Origin of the sequence: Micromonospora sp. NPDC048063 (assembly GCF_043202855.1) — a bacterium.
Lineage (GTDB): Bacteria > Actinomycetota > Actinomycetes > Mycobacteriales > Micromonosporaceae > Micromonospora.
On sequence record NZ_JBIDBG010000007.1, the window covers coordinates 314,206 to 331,192 of the forward strand.

Below are 16,987 nucleotides of genomic sequence, written 5' to 3' on the forward strand. Positions count from 1 at the left end.
CATGTTTCAGTGTCGTCGCTCCCACCGGAAACTCCGCCAGCTCACAATGGCGAGAACGACGGTCCAGGCCGCCATGAGCACCAGATCGACGACGACCGCCCCGACATCCAGCGACGCCGAGTACCATCCTGCCGTCGCCAAGTGGGCGTTCGCCACGAGCGGCACGGCGCGCACCGCGATGTCCGCGATGCCGGAGTCGACCGCCGGCAGGATCGCGGTGGCACCCATCGCGGCAACGAACAGGGGCAGCATCGTCCACTGCGCCTTCTCCGGTGTGGCGGTGAATCCGCTCGTGGCCACACCCGCGAGCGCTGCGACGACCATGCCGAACACACCAGACACGACGACCAGCTCAGGTTGCTGCGGCACAGGTGAGCCGAGAACGACCAGCCCCACGAACACGGCCGTGACCTGGAATGCGCCCACCAGCAACGGCGCTGCGAGCAGGCCCGCGACGATCCCCAAGCTCGGCAGCGCGGTCGTGCGCAGGCGTTTCAGGGCGAGGGTGTGCCGTCGGGCGGTGACCGTGTTGAGGGCAACGAAATAGACGGTGATGCACTGCGTGGCGACCATGTTCCGTCCCGCGATCTGCGCCCACAGCTCCGGATCGCTCGCGGTCTCGGCGAGCGCGGTGATCGCGATCAGTCCCGCTGGGAGCAGCAGCGTGAGGGCGACCATCACCGGCTGCCGGAGGAACACCCGAAGTTCAGCCGCCATCAGGGCGCGGACCAGTTGCGTCGTGCTCTTGCGCCCAGTGCGCTGGGTTCGGGGGAGCAGGTCTCCTGCAAGTCCCTGGTCAGACATCGTGCCGGTCATCGGGCAACCTTTCCCGTCGTAGCGGTGCCGGCCTTGACCGTCGGCATGTCGAAGAACACCTCTTCGAGCGAGGCCGGCGCGCATCGAAGCTGTCCCAGGACGAGGTTGTGAGCTCGCGACCAATCGGTGACGACCCCGACATCGATCTGCAACTGCGGCGTCCGGATCGTCACCGCGACCCCATCGCCCGGCCCGCCGCGACTGTCGGCCTCGTCCACCGCCGTCGTGTGCATGCCGCCGGTGATCAGCCCGCCCAGCTCGGCGAGCGCACCTGCCGCGGCCGAGACGGTGAAGCTGATCTGCGCGGGAATCGCCGCGAGCACCTCTCCCATCGGGCCCTCGAGCGCGACTCGCCCTCGGTCGAGGATCGTCACGTGCTCGGCCAGATGCTGCGCCTCGTCGAGGTAGTGGGTGGTCAGCAGCACCGTCGATCCCTGCGCGTTGAGCTCCTGAATGATCGTCCACATCGTCCGGCGCGACTGCGGGTCCAGGCCCGTGGTGGGTTCGTCGAGAACGACGAACTCCGGACCGCCCCAGATCGCCATGGCGAAATCGAGCCGTCGTCGCTCTCCCCCGGACAGGACCGAAACCGGAGTCTTTCGCCGATGATCCAGCCCCACGACGTCGAGAACCCGGTCGATCGAGTCCTCTCGGATGCTCAGGCCCTGCCAAAGGGCCAACTGGCCACCGACCGTCATCTCGTCCACCAGCCCGGATTCCTGCAGCATCGTTCCGGTCCGCCCCGCCACGACCGTCCGGTGCCGCCACGGATCCCGACCGAACACCCGCAGTGCGCCCCGCGTGGGGGATCGGAATCCTTGGATGCTCTCCAGCAAGGTGGTCTTGCCCGCCCCGTTCGTCCCGAGCAGCGCATGGATCTGTCCCGCCTGGACGGACAGGGTGACGTCATCGACCGCGACGAACTCGCCGTACGCGCAGGACACCCCCTCCACGACGACGACAGGTGAGGCGACGGGGACACCCGACATGCGGGTCTGCGATTGCGAATCAAGCACGCCTCAACTCTCCCGAGGTGCGCCGGAAGCGGCCAGCCACGCCCGTCACCGGCGCAAATGACATCTGTCATGAACACGCACGGTCAGCAAGAAGCCCCGATCTCGTCAGATCCGCGGCGCAACAAGACCGAGAAACGACGCTTGCACATGTTCGACGCGTTCAATCTCAGGTGCAGACGGAGCGTAGTGGCCACCGGCATGCCACACGATGTCGCAGGAACCACCCGCTTTTCGCCAGCGCTTCGCGAATTCCTCGGGCTTCTGGCCGGTGACCGTGGAGTCGACCGCGCCGCAGATGATCATCAACTGCGGCAGCGGGCCTCGATCGCATCGCGCGATCGTGCTGATCGGGTCGTAGGCGTCGAGATCGTCGTCGTCCGGGAACTCGACGCGATGCTTCTGCCCGAGCCGGGATGCGAGGTAGGCCCGAAGATGGGTGATCGGTGAGGTGACGCAGACGCGCTCCACGAGGCCTGGATCCAGCATCGCGGCCAGGAGCGCGAGTCGCCCACCATGGGGCGTTCCCAGCAGGCTCACCTGGTGGCGTCCGTGTTCCTGCCGCAGCACAGCGCGGAGATCGCCCAGCGCGTTGCCCCCAACGGCCCTCGGCCGGCAACCGCCCATCTCTTGCCGAGCTCCCCACCCCCTCGCAGGTGCGCGCAGACGATGTCGCCGACGGGCAGTTTCGCATTCGTCCCGCCTATCATGGCGATTTCGGTCTACGACCGTCCGTTCCGGACGGTACTCCTGGTGATCAGAGTCTTACTCGGAACGGTTCGCTGATTGGTATCGGTGAGCGACATCCCCACGTCGGCGCGCATGGACCGCATGAGCCCGGCTCGCGGCCGTCAGCCCACCACCACCGGGATAGCGCACCCCGAGCCAGATGCGTCACCAACGACCAAGGGCATGCCGACACGCCGCACCGCATCCAATTCAACCTCTGTAGCATCGCCGCTGTTGATGATGGTCAATCGCCTGCCTCGGTGGGCTAGTCGGAGGTGAGTTCCCTGCGCCGCATAACGCAGATCCTGGTCGCTGCCGTGGTTTCCTGCCTGGCCATAGCCCTATCCGCTGTGCCGGCACATGCCGCCGCCCAGGTCAGGGTGTACGTACCCAGTGGGCTGCCACTGAATATCCGCAACGCCCCGGCGCTGAGCGGGGCGGTAATCGGCAGTGTCCCCAACGGTAGCGTCGTCACCATCACCTGCCACGTTCGAGGGGATTCTGTCCAGGGCTTTGCCGGTGTCACCAACATCTGGGACCGACTCTCGAGCGGCGGGTGGGTCTCCGACGGATTCCTGGAGACCGGCTCGAACGGTCCGGTCGTCCCGCTCTGTGGGAGCAGCTCCGCGCCGTTCAAGTTCCCGTTCGCCGCTGGCCGTGCCTACACGATCACCCAGGCGGCGGGCAGCAGCTTCTCCCACAACGATGCCTACAACCGGCACGCCATCGACTTCGGCATGCCGGTCGGCGTACCGATCCTCGCGTCCGCCGCGGGCACCATCCGCTTCGAGGGCTGGGCGGGCGGCGGCGGGATCATGGCACTCGTCGACCACGGCAACAACCGGTGCTCACAGTACGCCCACCTGAGTGCCACGATCATCAATACCGGTGACCGCGTAGCGCAGGGGCAGCGGATCGGAACATCCGGGGCGACCGGCAACGTAACCGGCCCTCACCTGCACTGGAACATCGTCAACTGCGACACCCACACCAGCCGGGAAATCCCCAACAGCGTCGAGGTTGGCACCAACTACGTGGTGGGTACCGCTCCGGTCAGTAAGAACGGCTGACCGGAGCCGACCGGTCATCGGGCTAACGAGGGCGAGTGGATCCCGGTGCAGGCTAGGACTCCAGAAAGTACGGCGCCCTAGCTGTACTGCCCAGGGACGTTGGTTGAGGTGGTGTGACGACACGATGTAGATAGACGTGATGACGAAGGCCTCCGATTGTGGGGTGGAACTGTCAAGGAACCGCTCCGACAACCTGGAGGCCTTCGTGTCCCACGTTGACGCCGCTGTGACTCCTTGCGCGTCTCCGCCTGGCGCGTCTGATCGTGAACGACGGCTGGCCGATAGCCCGAGCGGCCGAGCGCTATGACGTGTCCTGGCCAACCGCGAAGTGGTGGGCCGTGCGGTATGCCGCGCACGGTGTGGCCGCCATGACCGACAGGCCATCGCGGCCACACCGCAGCCCCACCAGAACACCCCAGCCGGTAGTGCGCAGGATCGTGCACCTGCGATGGAAACAGCGTCTCGGGCCGGTGAGATCGCCAGCCAACTGGCGATGCCGGCCCCGACCGTGCACGCCGTGCTGACCGCTGCCGGCTCCGCGATGACTGCGTGGACGTCCGGCTGAGTCCCGTCCTTGCCAGTTGCGGGATCAGCCACTGGTGGTCGCAGTACGACGAGTGCGTCGCGCCGGCGGCCTGCACGTTGCCGAGGGTAGCGGCCAGCCAGGGGTTGCCCTTGCCGGTGGAGTTGGCCTTCTTGCGGCCGGCTGACTGGGCGTCGATGGGGCTGAACTTGGCCCAGGACACCATGTGCGCGGCGGTGGGGAAGACGGTCGACCGGTTTCTGGCGGTCAGCCGTCAGCGTGCAGCAGGTCGGCGTGGGCGGTGTGCAGCCGGGCGCTCCGCCGGTGCGTCTCGTCGAGACGGCGGGCCCAGCCGGCGGTGACCCTGCCGAACCGGTCGGGTCGGCCCTGGTCTGCGCCGCGATCGTGCCGCCTGGGACGGCACGATCGCGGCAACCGGATCACGAGTACATCAGGTGCAGCGTCATCCCGGCGTCGGCGTGTGCCAGGTTGTGGCAGTGGTTGGCCCACATTCCGGGGTTGTCGGCCCGGAACGCCACCTCCCAGACGTCGCCGGGGCGTACGTCGAAAGAGTCCAGCCACAAGGGGCTCCCGGTCGCCGGTCTTCCGTTGCGGCTCAACACCAGGACGTGGTGCCCGTGCAGGTGCCACGGGTGCACGATCTGGGACCGGTTCACGATCGTGAACTTGACGATGTCGCCGAGGCGTACAACCTGAGACGGGATGTCCGGATCGGCCGCGCCGTTGACGGTGTGGGCGTATCGCGGTAGCAGTCCGTTCAGGTCGAGGCCGCGGTCGAGAACGAGGGTGAACTTCCGGTCGTTTCGGGACCACGGCGCCGGAGAACTGACGCCGTAGGTGAGCGGATCCAGCACCGGCCACCCGCCGGTCGCCGCCGACACCGGTCCGGTCGAGTAGACCTCGCGTCCGTCGACGAACAGCGCCACCGGCGTGGCGGGCGCGGTGAACACCAGGTCGTAGCGTCCCCCGGCCGGGATCAGCACGGCGGCGTCGACGAGCGGCGTCGGGCCCTGCAGGTCAGATCCGTCGATCGCGGCGACCCGGAACGGGGTCCCGGCCAGGGCGTATCGGTGTGTCGTGCTGTCGGTGTTGATCAGCCGCAGCCGCACGGGCACCCCCGCCTCGACCGGCTCCGTTCTCGGTGCCGGCAGTGGAAGGCCAGAAAGGGTGTGCACCGGCACGGTGATGTCGACGCCGGTCACCGGCGCCGGGCGCACCACCAGGACGCCGTAGAGCCCCTTCCGCACGCCGATGTCGGATACCGCGTGCGTGTGGTACCAGTACGTCCCGACCTGGTCGGCGCGGAACCGGTAGACGAACTCCTGTCCGGGCAGCACCGCCGCCTGCGTCACCCCGGGCACCCCGTCCTGACTGTTCGGCACGTCGTACCCGTGCCAGTGCAGCGTGACCCCCCGCGCGATGTCCCGGTTGCGCAGCGTCACTTTCAGGACGTCGCCGACGGTGGCGGTCAGCTCCGGCCCGGGAACCTGCCCGTTGAACGCCCACGCCTCGACGTCCCGGCCGCTCACGTTCACCGTGGCGGTCCCGGCCGTCAGGGTGAACCGTCTGGTCGGTTCGCCGGCGGTCCGCGCATCCCGGTATCCATGATCATGTGGCATACCGGGAGCGGCGTCCGGAGTGACGGCCAGCCCGGTTCCGGTCACCAGCGCCGCGACCGCCACCGCGAGGGCCGCCCGGGACACCGTCGGCGACGGGCGTGCGCCGAGGACGCGCCACGTGATCGCGGTCGCCGCGACGACCCCGGCGACCGCCAGCAGTCCGACTCCCGCCGATGCCGGATAGCCGTGCAGGACCGTCACGAGCAGGCCGGCGCTTCCGGCGTACCCGGCGAAGAGAAGCGGGACCGCGACGGAGCGGATGTCGCCCGGGGCCCGCAGCAGCCGGGGCCCGGCGACGGCCACCGCCGCGAGGGACAGTGGGGCGGCGATGAGGACCTTCTCCGCAGCGAACCACCAGCCGGCGCGGGCGAGCGCGGTGATCGTGATCGCCCGGGCGAGCGTGGCGAGCAGCGCGAAGGCGGCCAGTCCCAGTGCGAGCGGCCGGCGCCGGGCGGCCGACGCGGCGCCGCCGCCCAGCCACCCGACGGCCGCGAGGACCGCGATCACCAGGTCGGCCGCGAGCAGCGAGCCGGTGGTCATGCGGGCTCCCCTTCCCGGACGGCCACCGGGGCGGCGCCGGCCGGTGCCGGGTTGGCCAGCTTTCGAGCCGTCTGGTGGACGCTGACCACGACGTGCACGGCGATGATGCCGTTGAGCGCGTGCAGGCCGGCGATGGTCAGGCCGAACGGGGTGCTGACGCCCGCGGCGTCGGTCGACCCGTTCGCGAGCGCGGCGATGAGCGCCTGCAGGACGACGAGGCCGAGCGGCAGGACCGCCAGTCCGACGGTCCGGCCCGGCGCCTTCGCCAGCACGGCGAACAGGATGGTGAGCAGGGTGAGAACGGGGATGACCGCCGTTCCGGTGACGCTGTGCAGCGCGAATGCGTCGTCGCCCGCGGGTTTCGTGAACGCGCCCACGGCGGCGAAGATGAACTGCAGGGCGAACGCGGCGAGCGACAGAGCGCTGACGATGACGAAGGCCTTGCGCATGGTGAGCTCCTAGCGGTGAGCCGGGGACAGTGCCTGGGCGACGTGATCGGCGGCCGTGATCGCGCCGTACGCGACCAGCCGCACGAGGTCGGCGTCGTCCGGATGGGAGAGCCGCCAGAGGGCGACGTCGCCCGGGCTGATCGCGCTGGGCGCGAACGCCGCCAGCAGAGCAATCCGCGTCCCGATGCGGTCCGTGCCGGGCACGTCCCGGACCAGGTCGACGGCCCAGTCCGCGGGCCGGGCCGGGTATCGTCCGTCCTCCCACCGCACGGTGGCCGTGACGGTCTGGCGCGCCACGTCGCCCAGAAGGTCTCCGCCTCGCGTGGCGGCGTTCTTCAGCGACGCGTACGCGACGCCGACCGGGCTGTCCCCGGCCCAGGCCGGTGGCGTCGTCGTGCCGGCGTCGAGTAGCGGCAGGCTGCGGCCGGGCTCCTTCGGCTCCCGGGCCGCCCTGGCGTAGAGCCGGCCCCCGACCGACCGCACCAGCGGGGAGCGCTGCAGTCCGCCGGGCAGCAGGTCCGGGTCGAGCAGCGCCGAGACGATCCGGTTGATGAACTGGAAGGCGAGCAGGGTGCCGGTGACCTCCGGGCGGTACGGGCTGGTCCAGCCGGTGGCCCGAGGGCTCCGGCTGGCCTCGGCCCAGCCGACGAGCTCGACGTACCTCGGTTCCGGTGGCGTCCCGCCCCGGGCGATGACCTCGGCCAGCTCGTGCTCACCCAGGGCGTGCAGCAGCAGCACGTGGGCGTCGACGCAGAACCGGCAGCGGTTGGCCCGGGACACGGCCGACGCGACGAGCTCGCGGTCGACCCGGGACGCGTCCCCGGCGAGCAGGGCCTCGCGCATCAGCGCCCACGTCGCGGCCTGCACCTCCGGCACGGCCGAGAGCGCCTGGAAGGTGGGCACCGGCCCGAGGAACTCGTCCCGCAGCTGCCGGTAGACCTCCGCGGTGAGACCGGTCGCCGCCGACGCTTTCGCGGGGGTGAAGAAGCGGTATGTCATGGGTTCGATGCTTGCCGCGGCGGGCCGGGAAGACATCGTGCCGCCGCAGACACTTGCCCGGCCGCCGATACCGCGTCCGCGGTACGCCTCATCTACTGCGGGTGGGGGATGCTCCCTGATGACGGCCGCTCTACAGTTCGATCATGCGCCGCGATCTGCCGTACGCCGTCAGCGGCCTCGCCCTCGGCGTCCTCCTGCTCGGCAACGCCGCGCTCGCGCCGGACGCCGCACCGATGCGGGCGACCGACGTCGTCCTGGTCCTGGTCATGGCGGCGGCCCTGGCGGTGTGCCGGCGCTACCCGGTGGTGGCGTTGAGCGTGGTGGCCGCCGCCATGCTGGCCCTCCACGTCCGGGTGCACGCCGGGGTGTCCGCCGCGTTCCCCGTCCTCGGCACGGTCTACCTGGCCGCCTGGCGAGGCCACCGGGCGGCCGCCGCCCTGGCCAGCCTCGTCTTCCTCGGCGGCTTCCTGACCCGCGACGTCTCGGTCGCACCCACCGACCGGCCCAGCCAGCAGATCGCCGAGCGGACCGCCCTGCTGCTGGGCTGGTTCTTCGCGGCCAACGTCGCCGGACTCGTCGCGCGGCAGCGCCGGGCCTACCTGGAACAGGTCGAGCAGCGGGCGATCGAGGCCGAACGCACCCGCGAGGAGATGGCGTTGCGCCGCGCCGGGGAGGAGCGCCTGCGCATCGCCCGGGACCTGCACGACTCGCTGACCCACAGCATCTCCGTGATCAAGGTGCAGGCCGGGATCGCCGTGCACCTGGCCCGCAAGCACAACGAGGAACCGTCAGCCGCGCTGCTGGCGATCCAGGAGGCCAGCGGCGCCGCGATGCGGGAACTTCGGGCGACGCTGGACGTGCTGCGCTCACCCTCCGACGGGGACCGCGTCGGACTGGCCCGGGTGGGCGAACTCGCCGAACGGACCCGGGCGGCCGGCGTACCGGTGCAGGTGACCGTCACCGGTCAGCCGCGGGATCTGCCCGTCGAGGTCGACCAGGCCGGGTATCGCGTGGTCCAGGAGGCGCTGACCAATGTGGCCCGCCACGCCGGCCCCGCCACCGCCCAGATCCACATCGAGTACACCCCGACACAGCTGACCGTCTCGGTGGACGACGACGGCCGGGCGTCGCCGGTCCGGCCGGTGACACCGGGGGTGGGGCTGCGCGGCATGCGGGAACGGGTCGCCGGACTGGACGGCGCGCTGCACACCGCCGCCCGCGACGGCGGCGGGTTCGCGGTACGGGCCACGTTCCCGCTGGACGGTCCGGCATGACCGAGCGCTTGCGCGAGGTCCAACCAGTGCAGCCCGCCACGGATCGTGGCGGCTCCCGACCGGAGGGAGGAGCCGGCATGATCCGTGTCCTGCTCGCCGACGACCAGGCGCTGATGCGGGCCGGATTCCGGGCACTGCTCGACGCCGAGGACGATCTGGAGGTCGTCGGCGAGGCCGCCGACGGCGCTTCGGCCGTCCAGTTGTCGCGACGCCTGCGGCCGGACGTCATCCTGATGGACGTGCAGATGCCGGGACTCGACGGCATCGAAGCCACCCGGCGTATCGCCGCCGATCCCGGCCTCGCCGCCGTCCGCGTCCTCATCCTCACCAACTACGGGCTCGACTCGTACGTCTTCGCCGCGCTCCGCGCGGGCGCCAGCGGGTTCCTCCTCAAGGACGCCGACCCCGCCGACCTGCTGCAGGCCGTCGCCGTCGTGGCTCGCGGCGACGCGCTGCTCGCCCCGGCGGTCACGCGTACCCTCATCAGCGAGTTCGTCGCCAGCCCACCGCCGGCTGACCCGGCGGTCGGACGCGACCTGCTGACCGCCCGCGAACAGGAGATCGTCGAGCTCGTCGCCCGGGGGCTGAGCAACGACGAGATCGCCGAGCGCATGGTGATCAGTCCGTTGACCGCCAAGACACACGTCAACCGGGCGATGACGAAGCTGCACTGCCGCGACCGTGCCCAGCTGGTCGTATGGGCGTACGAGTCGGGGCTGATCACGCCGCGTCGCCGATGACGGTGGGTCGGCGGCATGCCAGGAAGGTGGGCACACGTTCAGGTGCCGCGGAGATGAATCTCGCGTCCGTGCCACCTGGAGCGCAACCACCGGTCGTGGCTGGCGACCACGACGGCGCCGGGGCTGCCGCCGAGGGCGTCCTCCAGCTCGTCGCAGAGTCGGGGCGAGAGGTGGTTGGTGGGCTCGTCGAGCAGCAGCAGGTCGGGTGGGTCGGCCACCAACAGGGCCAGGGCGAGCCGGCGTCGCTGGCCGACCGACAGCTCGCCGACCGGCCGGCGCGCGTCGTGGGCGGTGAGTAGACCGAGGTCGTCCAGCGGTACGTCGTCGGCGCGTACCTGGCCCAGGACGTCGGCGTAGATCTCCTCGGCGGTGCGCTCGGGCCGGTCGAACACCGTGTCCTGGGTCAGTACGCCGATGCGCAGGTCGGGGCGGCGCCGGACGTCACCGGCCGGGTCCAGTCGGCCGGCGAGGACGGCGAGGAGCGTGGACTTGCCCGCACCGTTGGCGCCGGTGACCAGCAGCCGGTCGGTGGCGGCGAGGTCGAGACGGTCGAGGGTGAGTCGGCCGGGTATCCGCACGTGACGCAGGCTGACGATGGTCCCGTCGGCGGTGGCGGTGGCGAGCGCGGTGGCGCGGAACCGCAGCGGTTCGGGTGGTGACGCGACGGCGGTACGTTCGAGGTCGTCGAGCCGACGGCCGGCGGCGCGTACCCGTCGGGCGATCTGGTTCTGCACCCTGCCGGCGGTGTCAATGATGAGTTCATTCGCCCAGGTTGAGAGACCGCGAACACCCCTACTTCTGAATGCACCGAAGCCAACGCGACGATCATCTGGTGTACGGTGCTGCCGGCCGAGACGGAGACGGGGTGCACGGTATGACGAGAACAAGAGCGAACGGCGCCCGCAGGCGGCTTACTGGCGTCGTGGTCGTGCTCCTGACCGGGCTGCTCACCGCGACCGGATGCATACGACCCGGCGAAACCCGCAAGCCAGAGGCGCAGCCGGCCCTGTCCCCCACCACCACTGCCATGCGACTGGACAAGCCGAAACGGCTGCTGGACCGCTGGCCCGAATCGGTAGACCGATCACTGCTCGAGACCGCCCAGCAAAACCTGGGGAACCTCAAGAAGCTGCTCAGCGGTGAACCGACCAGTGCCATCGGCACCGCCTACGTCACCTGGGAAGGCGAGTACTCGCCGGAGCGCGGCTGGCACCGACCAGCCGGAGGCAGCACCGTCCTCATCAGCGCAGTATCCGGCACTGTCGTCGAGCCCACAGCCGCACTCGACGCCACCTTCGCCAACCTGACCCACCTCACCTCAGTCGCCCCCACCGCGGCTGGCCCGCTCGGCGGCGAGGCCCGCTGCGGCACCGGCCAAGACAAGGGCATCCACGTCGAAGCCTGCGGCTGGGCCGACAATCACACGGTCGCGCTGGTGACGTTCGCCGGATTCCCCGCAGCGCAGAGCCGAGCCGGCGACTTCCGTCAGGTCCGATCACAACTGGAAAACCCGGTCCGCTAACACTCCAACGTCACGCCTTTGCTGGCGGCACCCACAGTTGGGCCGGCAGGACCGAGGTGGAATACGTGTCACTGGACGCCGCACGCCATGTCGCGGAGCGCACCCTCAACAGTGTGGGCATCCGACCGGTGTCGGCGCTTCGGGGAAGTCCTCGCGTTCGTCCAGCCAGCCGCGCAGCCGATCAGCCAGCGTGAAATCTTCGGGAAACAGCGCATGCTCAAGGCAACGGACGTTCGGATCCCACCCCCACATCCGGCCGTCCGGCGTGCTGAAGTCGACCAGCGACCAGATCGCGCAGCCCCAAGCCAACAAGGGAACGACCGAGGCAGGATGGTTGGGACGCCGGCACCACCCCAAGTACTCCACCAACAGCCGCTCGCTGTCGCTGAAGCTGTAGGTCGTGTCGGTGAGGGACAAGGCCTCACCCCCGCGGCCGAACCCGCCGTCGGCGACTTCGAGGTAGATCCGCTTGAGCAGCGCAGGCATCGAATGCCCGACCGCAGCTTCGAGTTCAGCCACAGCCTCAGGTGGTGCGGGTGGTGGCAGCTTGCCGGCCGGCGTCTGCTCGCGGATCCGCTGGATGATCTCGTCGTCGGTCACGACGGCATTGATAGCACCTGCCACCGCCATCAAAACCAGCCGCGCATCCGCGCCCATGCCAACTACCGACAGGTACTGGGCCTCGGCTATTCCGACAGCAGGGCGACCGCCTGCTCGATCTTTTTCGCGGCTGTCGGCTTCACCCGTCCTGTGACTCGAACCAGCACTGTCCCGTCGCTACTGCGGTAGTGGTACCCGGTGCCCAGGATCGGCGCGTTCTTCAGCAGCCCTGGATGTACGCCGAGCGTCGATCTGCGTCGCCGGCGGACGGAAGACCTCGATCACGAGGCCTCGGTCGATGCCAACTACTTGTGGGACTGTAATTCGTCGCCGACCGCGAGGGCGCGCAGCGGGACGGGCTTGACCGGCGCCTGAGCGGTGAACGCGCCGACCTGTTCCGGCCCCCGGCCGGTCAGCGTGGAGATGAGCTGGCAGAGGCCCGGCTGGCAGGACCGCCCCTGGCACAGGCCCATCCCGGCGCGGGTCACCAGCTTCACGGCGTTCGCGGTGCCGAGGTGCGGATTGGCCCGCAGCGCGCGGCGCACGTCGCCGGCCCGCACCTCCTCGCACCGGCAGAGCACGGTGTCGTCGGTGACCAGGCTGCCCAGGGCCGCCCGGTCCGGCGCGAACCGGTCGAGCACCTGCGTGACGAAGCGTCGCCGGCGGCGCAGCTCCCGGCGGATCGGGCGGGCCAGCGTGACGGCCCGGTGCTCGTCGAGCAGCTCCAGGCCGCGCAGCACGCCGAGGGCGGCGAGCCGGCCCTCGACCTCCGCCTGCTCGGCACCCGCGACGCCGGTCAGCTCGCCGGCCACCGCGATCTGAGGCACCGAGGTCCGCAGCCACTCGTCGTGCCGGACCACCCAGCCGCCTGCGGGGGAGTTCCAGGTCACCGCGCAACCGGCCTGCCGGGCCAGCTCGACGGAGGGGACGAAGCCGTACCCCAGCGCCAGCACGTCGCAGGGGACGTCCCGGTCGGTCCCGGGCACCGGCAGCCCCGTGGGGCCGACCTCGGCGAGGGTCACCGTGGTCAGGTCCGGGTCGCCGGCGGCGCGGCGGACCACCGTGCCGAACCGGACGGGCACGCCCGCCCGGTGTAGGACGCGCAGCGCGTCGACACCCTCGGCGATCTTGCCTCCCGCGCCCGCCACAGCGGCCAGCCCGGCCGGTCCGGGCAGGAGGTCGCGGCGGCGCTGGATCAGCGCGACCTCGACCACCCGGGCGCCGGCCCGAACCAGTTGGGCGGCCACGACCAGCAGCAGCGGGTGGCCCCCGGCCAGGACGAACCGGCCGCCCGGCAGCAGGCCCTGTGCCTTGACGAACGTCTGTACACCGCCCGCCGTGAGCACTCCCGGCAGGGTCCAGCCCGGAAACGGCACCGGCAGGTCGTACGCGCCGGCGGTGAGCAGCACCGCCCGGGGTTCGAGCAGGCGGACCCCGGCCGGACCGTGCGTGGCGACCCGGTAGCGGCCCGGCGGGGGCTGGTCGCCGGCGTACCCGTCGAGGCCGGCCCGGGTGCCGAGGACGCCCCACACCGTGGTGTCGGCGAGCCACCGGACGCCGGGAGCGGCAGTGGCCTCGGCCAGGAGCGCCCGACCGGCGAAGGACGATCCGGCCGGCGGGGTGAACCCGGCCGGCGGTTGGCGGTAGATCTGCCCGCCCGGCTGCTCCTGCTCGTCGACGACGGTGACGGCGGCGCCGTGCCGGCCGAGGGTGGCGGCGGCGGCCAGCCCGGCTGGGCCGGCGCCGACCACCACCACGTCGGGCGCGCTCACCGGGGCACCGCCGTGCGGACCCGCATGCCGGCCCGCACCCGGATCAGGCAGGAACGCTGGCAGGGCACGTCGTTCACCGTCACGACGCACTCGAAGCAGATCCCCATGTTGCAGTAGGGCGCCCGGCGGGCACCGCCGCGCGTGGTGCCGACGGACCGCTCACCGGCGGCGAGCAACGCGGTGGCCAGCGACTCGCCCGGGTGGGCGGGAACGGTCCGGCCGTCCACCTCGATGGTGACCGGCTCGGGTCGGCCCATCGGGGTGCGCCTCGGCGTGTCCGGAGGGTTCGACGGGCGGTGTTCAGACAAAGTTCAGCGCTCCGAAGCGGGAGGGTGAGTAGTCCTCGATCGACCGGTCGGTCTCGCCGGTCACGACCATGCCGGCGAGGAGCCGGGCGTAGGTGAGGCCGAGGGTGAAGGCCGAGCCGCCGGTGGCGACGAACAGTCCGGGCCGGCGCGGGATCGCGCCGAGCAACGGCAGGTGGTCCGGGGTGAGCGTGGTCATGCCCGTCCACGTCCGGATCACCGGCAGGTCGAACACCGCCGGGACTACCCGGGCGGCGTCGGCGTTGCCGACCAGCGACTCGTACCGCAACTCCGGGTTGGTCTCCAGGTCGACCTGTCCAGCCCGGCTGACCAGCTTGGCCGGCCATCCGCCACCGATCAGCACGTTGCCGTCCTCGGTCTGCTTCATCGACAGCCGCCGGCCGACGTGCTGGATCAGGTGCGGCAGGAACGGCCGGCTGCGGGCGGTGGCGCTCATCGTCAGCCCGACCGGGAAGACCGGCAGCCGGACGTCGGCCATCGAGGCCAGCTCGGCGGTCCAGACCCCGCCGGCGAGCACCACCGTGTCGGTCAGGTGGGTCTCCCCGGCGGTGTCCCCGGGCCCGGTCCCGGTGCGCAGTTCCCAGTGCCGGCCGCGCCGGTGCAGCCCGGTGACCCGGCAGCCGGTGCGCAGCACGGCGCCGTACCGGCCGGCGGCCCGGGCCAGCGCCGGGGTGACCAGCCGGGGGTTGGCCTTGCCCTCGCCGGGCACGTGACCGGCGGCGAGCACGGTGTCCGCCAGGTACGGCGCGAACCGGCGCAGCTCCGGGCCGGAGAGCACGGCGACGTCGAGGCCGTACTCGCGTTCCAGAGCGGCCTTCCGGTCCAGCACGGCGATCTCCGCCGGGGTCTCGGCGAGCATCAGCCCGCCGGTGCGGGACACCCCGCATCGCTCACCGAGCTCGTCCTCGACGGTGGCCCAGGCCCGCATGGCGTCCAGGTGCAGCGGGAGCGCGCGGGCCGCCGCGCGGGCCCCGTCGTCGCCGTGCTCGACCATCCGGAACTCCAGCTGGAAGTGCAGGCTGCCCGCGTTCTGCCCGGAGGCGTGCCGGTTGACCTGGTCCTTCTCGACGAGCAGGACCCGGTTGCCGGCGCGGGCCAGGTGCCAGGCGGTCGCGCAGCCGAGCAGACCGCCGCCGATGACCGCCGTGTCGTACGAAGTCATGGGAGCAGGTCGAGCTGGGTCATGGTGGCCCGGACGCGGTCCTGTTCGGCGGGGGTCAGCGGGAGCAGCGGCGCGCGGACGTGACCGGCCGGTACGCCGCGCAGGGTGAGCGCGTACTTCATGATCGCCTGCGCGTTGCCGAACCGGGCGCCGTAGTCCGGCCCGAACCAGTCCTCCATGATCACCCGGTCGCGGGCGCCGAGGACCCGGGCCCGGTCGAGGTCCCCGGCGCGCAGGGCGCGGAAGAAGTCGGGGTGGTCGGCGCCGAGCACGGCGCCGGCTCCCATCAGCCCGTCACCACCGATCGTGGTCATCAGCTCGATGCCGACCTCGTTGGTGGGGATGCCGAAGTAGCGCACGCGGTGGCGCAGGGCGACGAGGCTACGGACGAATCCGCCGAAGTCCGGGGTGGAGTTCTTGACCGCCACCACGGTGTCCAGCCCGCTCAGCTCCGACAGCAGGTCGGCGTCCAGGTCGACGCCGGTGCCACGGGGCCAGTTGTAGACGCAGAGCGGCAGGTCGACCGCCTCGGAGACGGTCCGGTAGAAGGCCACGATCTCCGACCGGGTGGGCACCACGTACGGCGGCGGGGTGAGCAGGATGCCGTGCAGGCCGGCGTCCCGGGCAGCCTCGGCGTGCCGGATCGCCTCCGCCGGCGTGTACGCGTTGCAGCCGCCGAGCACCGTGAGGCGGTCGCCGACCCGTTCGGCGGCCGTCCGGAACAGCGCGGCGCGTTCCTGTTCGGTGAGGCTGAACCACTCGCCCGTGGTGCCCCCGACGATGATCCCGTGCAGCCGCTCGGCGGCGAGCCAGTCCAGTTGGACGCGCCAGGCGGCGAGGTCCAGCTCGCCGGTGGCGGTGAACGGGGTGGTGACGGCCGGCAGGTAGCCGAACCAGTCGACGCTGTCGCGGTCCACTGCGGGGTCCTTTCGACGGGCGGCGTCGTACCGCCCGCGTGCGCGACGCGGGCCGGGTGACGTGCCGGGTGGGTCAGGGGGTGGGCGGGGTGACCGCGATGATGAGCCGGGCCCGCTGGTCGCTGGCGTTGCGGTAGAGGTGGGGCAGCCGGGAGTCGAAGGTGATCGCCTCGCCGGTACTCAGCACGTACTTCTCGCCACCGATCTCGGCGACGACCTCGCCGGTGACGGCGATCGCGCACTCGGTCGAGGGGTGCGCCCACGGCTCGCCGGAGCTGGAGTCGCCGGGCGCCAGCTCGGCTTCGAGCACCTCCAGGTCGCCCCGCCCCGGGGTGAGCCGGTCGTAGGCGATCTGCCCCGGGGGAGCGGCGAGCCGGGTCCGCGAGCCGGGCCGGCTGATGTGCACCAGCGGCGCGTCCGGCTCGGAGAACAGCGCCGCGATGGAGGTGTCGAAGACCTTGGCGAGCTTACGCAGGGTGGCCAGGCTGGGGTCTGTGGCGCCGTTCTCGATCTGGCTGAGCAGGGCGGGCGAGACGTCGGCCGCGGCCGCGAGCTGGCGCAGCGTGAGGGAGTGCTGCTGGCGCAGGTCGCGGAGCTGGTCACCGAGCATGCGTCTTTCCTCGTTCCAAAACAGTGTGGCTAGAAATGTTTGACGCAACTATACGCCTCTGTCTAGCATGGTCAAACACAAGGCGAACGTGTTTGGCGTAACTAGACAAGCGACGTCGGGGCGCGAACCGGACAGGAGTCCCGTCCGGATACATCCAACCTCATGACGGTCTACGGGCGAAGCCCCGCGAGCCGCCATCGGTTGGCACCGGCCCCCGACCTCGGCGTCACCGGCGACGTCGGCGCGACAACCCCAGAGCCCGTCCCGCGCGGGCCGGCCCATACG

The 16,987-nt window shown here is 71.2% G+C and carries 17 protein-coding genes and 1 pseudogene; 5 read left to right on the top strand and 13 right to left on the bottom strand.

Annotation, left to right across the window (positions count from 1 at the left end; translation table 11 throughout):
- Positions 1 to 6 precede the first annotated feature (6 nt).
- The 3 genes from ACGFZ2_RS19980 to ACGFZ2_RS19990 form a co-directional block, all read right to left on the bottom strand.
- Entirely contained in the window at positions 7 to 816 is an 810-nt protein-coding gene (locus ACGFZ2_RS19980; protein ID WP_393455543.1) for a hypothetical protein, read from the bottom strand.
- The gene (locus ACGFZ2_RS19985) at positions 813 to 1,832 is read right to left on the bottom strand and encodes an ABC transporter ATP-binding protein (RefSeq protein ID WP_393455546.1); all 1,020 of its coding nucleotides are present in this window, start codon (positions 1,830 to 1,832) and stop codon (positions 813 to 815) included. Before ACGFZ2_RS19985 ends, ACGFZ2_RS19980 begins: the two co-directional genes overlap by 4 nt.
- A 105-nt stretch (positions 1,833 to 1,937) precedes the next feature.
- Positions 1,938 to 2,369, bottom strand: a complete 432-nt coding sequence (locus ACGFZ2_RS19990; RefSeq protein WP_393455549.1) for a prolyl oligopeptidase family serine peptidase — start codon at positions 2,367 to 2,369, stop codon at positions 1,938 to 1,940.
- 464 nt (positions 2,370 to 2,833) lie between these two features.
- Between ACGFZ2_RS19990 and ACGFZ2_RS19995 the strand changes: the two genes are divergently transcribed.
- Together ACGFZ2_RS19995 and ACGFZ2_RS20000 are read left to right on the top strand one after the other, a co-directional pair.
- The gene (locus tag ACGFZ2_RS19995) at positions 2,834 to 3,628 is read left to right on the top strand and encodes a peptidoglycan DD-metalloendopeptidase family protein (protein WP_393455552.1); all 795 of its coding nucleotides are present in this window, start codon (positions 2,834 to 2,836) and stop codon (positions 3,626 to 3,628) included.
- A gap of 205 nt (positions 3,629 to 3,833) precedes the next feature.
- Positions 3,834 to 4,154 (top strand): annotated as a pseudogene (locus ACGFZ2_RS20000) (leucine zipper domain-containing protein); the annotation flags it as partial.
- A gap of 437 nt (positions 4,155 to 4,591) precedes the next feature.
- Here ACGFZ2_RS20000 and ACGFZ2_RS20005 read toward each other — a convergent pair.
- From ACGFZ2_RS20005 to ACGFZ2_RS20015, 3 genes are read right to left on the bottom strand one after another with little or no spacing between them, the layout of a single operon-like run.
- Positions 4,592 to 6,331 (bottom strand): multicopper oxidase family protein, encoded by a 1,740-nt coding sequence (locus ACGFZ2_RS20005; RefSeq protein WP_393455555.1) that lies wholly within the window; start codon positions 6,329 to 6,331, stop codon positions 4,592 to 4,594.
- Positions 6,328 to 6,780 carry a DUF6220 domain-containing protein gene (locus tag ACGFZ2_RS20010; RefSeq protein ID WP_393455558.1) on the bottom strand — a complete coding sequence of 151 codons (453 nt, stop codon included), beginning with the start codon at positions 6,778 to 6,780 and terminating at the stop codon, positions 6,328 to 6,330. The genes ACGFZ2_RS20005 and ACGFZ2_RS20010 overlap by 4 nt, the downstream gene beginning before the upstream one ends.
- Before the next feature lie 9 nt (positions 6,781 to 6,789).
- Positions 6,790 to 7,779, bottom strand: coding sequence for a carboxymuconolactone decarboxylase family protein (locus ACGFZ2_RS20015; RefSeq protein WP_393455561.1), 990 nt, complete (start codon positions 7,777 to 7,779; stop codon positions 6,790 to 6,792).
- A gap of 143 nt (positions 7,780 to 7,922) precedes the next feature.
- On the opposite strand from ACGFZ2_RS20015, the gene ACGFZ2_RS20020 reads away from it, so the two are divergent.
- Together ACGFZ2_RS20020 and ACGFZ2_RS20025 are read left to right on the top strand one after the other, a co-directional pair.
- The gene (locus ACGFZ2_RS20020; protein WP_393455564.1) at positions 7,923 to 9,053 is read left to right on the top strand and encodes a sensor histidine kinase; all 1,131 of its coding nucleotides are present in this window, start codon (positions 7,923 to 7,925) and stop codon (positions 9,051 to 9,053) included.
- 77 nt (positions 9,054 to 9,130) lie between these two features.
- Complete coding sequence (locus ACGFZ2_RS20025) at positions 9,131 to 9,793, top strand: response regulator (protein WP_393455567.1); 663 nt, start codon at positions 9,131 to 9,133, stop codon at positions 9,791 to 9,793.
- A 38-nt stretch (positions 9,794 to 9,831) separates the two neighbouring features.
- On the opposite strand, the gene ACGFZ2_RS20030 is transcribed toward ACGFZ2_RS20025, so the two are convergent.
- On the bottom strand, positions 9,832 to 10,527 hold the full coding sequence (locus ACGFZ2_RS20030) for an ATP-binding cassette domain-containing protein (RefSeq protein ID WP_393455570.1): 696 nt from the start codon (positions 10,525 to 10,527) through the stop codon (positions 9,832 to 9,834).
- Between the two features lie 188 nt (positions 10,528 to 10,715).
- On the opposite strand from ACGFZ2_RS20030, the gene ACGFZ2_RS20035 reads away from it, so the two are divergent.
- On the top strand, positions 10,716 to 11,315 hold the full coding sequence (locus ACGFZ2_RS20035) for a hypothetical protein (protein ID WP_393455573.1): 600 nt from the start codon (positions 10,716 to 10,718) through the stop codon (positions 11,313 to 11,315).
- A gap of 105 nt (positions 11,316 to 11,420) precedes the next feature.
- On the opposite strand, the gene ACGFZ2_RS20040 is transcribed toward ACGFZ2_RS20035, so the two are convergent.
- The 6 genes from ACGFZ2_RS20040 to ACGFZ2_RS20065 all read right to left on the bottom strand — a co-directional run bounded on the left by ACGFZ2_RS20040 (position 11,421) and on the right by ACGFZ2_RS20065 (position 16,702).
- Complete coding sequence (locus ACGFZ2_RS20040; protein ID WP_393455576.1) at positions 11,421 to 11,915, bottom strand: hypothetical protein; 495 nt, start codon at positions 11,913 to 11,915, stop codon at positions 11,421 to 11,423.
- Positions 11,916 to 12,220: 305 nt separating this feature from the next.
- Entirely contained in the window at positions 12,221 to 13,687 is a 1,467-nt protein-coding gene (locus ACGFZ2_RS20045) for an NAD(P)/FAD-dependent oxidoreductase (protein WP_393455579.1), read from the bottom strand.
- On the bottom strand, positions 13,684 to 13,944 hold the full coding sequence (locus ACGFZ2_RS20050; protein WP_350710265.1) for a (2Fe-2S)-binding protein: 261 nt from the start codon (positions 13,942 to 13,944) through the stop codon (positions 13,684 to 13,686). The genes ACGFZ2_RS20045 and ACGFZ2_RS20050 overlap by 4 nt, the downstream gene beginning before the upstream one ends.
- A gap of 43 nt (positions 13,945 to 13,987) precedes the next feature.
- Complete coding sequence (locus tag ACGFZ2_RS20055; RefSeq protein WP_393455583.1) at positions 13,988 to 15,175, bottom strand: NAD(P)/FAD-dependent oxidoreductase; 1,188 nt, start codon at positions 15,173 to 15,175, stop codon at positions 13,988 to 13,990.
- A complete protein-coding gene (locus ACGFZ2_RS20060; protein WP_357462295.1) occupies positions 15,172 to 16,092 on the bottom strand; it encodes a dihydrodipicolinate synthase family protein in 921 nt (306 codons plus the stop codon). Before ACGFZ2_RS20060 ends, ACGFZ2_RS20055 begins: the two co-directional genes overlap by 4 nt.
- 73 nt (positions 16,093 to 16,165) lie before the next feature.
- A complete protein-coding gene (locus tag ACGFZ2_RS20065) occupies positions 16,166 to 16,702 on the bottom strand; it encodes a helix-turn-helix domain-containing protein (RefSeq protein WP_357462292.1) in 537 nt (178 codons plus the stop codon).
- Positions 16,703 to 16,987: the final 285 nt, after the last annotated feature.

What these genes read in the sequence shown, in the direction of transcription:
- ACGFZ2_RS20010 (WP_393455558.1), bottom strand. Translation starts at nt 6,780, where the DNA reads ATGCGCAAGGCCTTCGTCATCGTCAGCGCTCTGTCGCTCGCCGCGTTC.
- ACGFZ2_RS20005 (WP_393455555.1), bottom strand. Translation starts at nt 6,331, where the DNA reads ATGACCACCGGCTCGCTGCTCGCGGCCGACCTGGTGATCGCGGTCCTC.
- ACGFZ2_RS20015 (WP_393455561.1), bottom strand. Translation starts at nt 7,779, where the DNA reads ATGACATACCGCTTCTTCACCCCCGCGAAAGCGTCGGCGGCGACCGGT.
- ACGFZ2_RS20025 (WP_393455567.1), top strand. Translation starts at nt 9,131, where the DNA reads ATGATCCGTGTCCTGCTCGCCGACGACCAGGCGCTGATGCGGGCCGGA.
- ACGFZ2_RS20050 (WP_350710265.1), bottom strand. Translation starts at nt 13,944, where the DNA reads ATGGGCCGACCCGAGCCGGTCACCATCGAGGTGGACGGCCGGACCGTT.
- ACGFZ2_RS20065 (WP_357462292.1), bottom strand. Translation starts at nt 16,702, where the DNA reads ATGCTCGGTGACCAGCTCCGCGACCTGCGCCAGCAGCACTCCCTCACG.
- ACGFZ2_RS20055 (WP_393455583.1), bottom strand. Translation starts at nt 15,175, where the DNA reads ATGACTTCGTACGACACGGCGGTCATCGGCGGCGGTCTGCTCGGCTGC.
- ACGFZ2_RS20020 (WP_393455564.1), top strand. Translation starts at nt 7,923, where the DNA reads ATGCGCCGCGATCTGCCGTACGCCGTCAGCGGCCTCGCCCTCGGCGTC.
- ACGFZ2_RS19980 (WP_393455543.1), bottom strand. Translation starts at nt 816, where the DNA reads ATGACCGGCACGATGTCTGACCAGGGACTTGCAGGAGACCTGCTCCCC.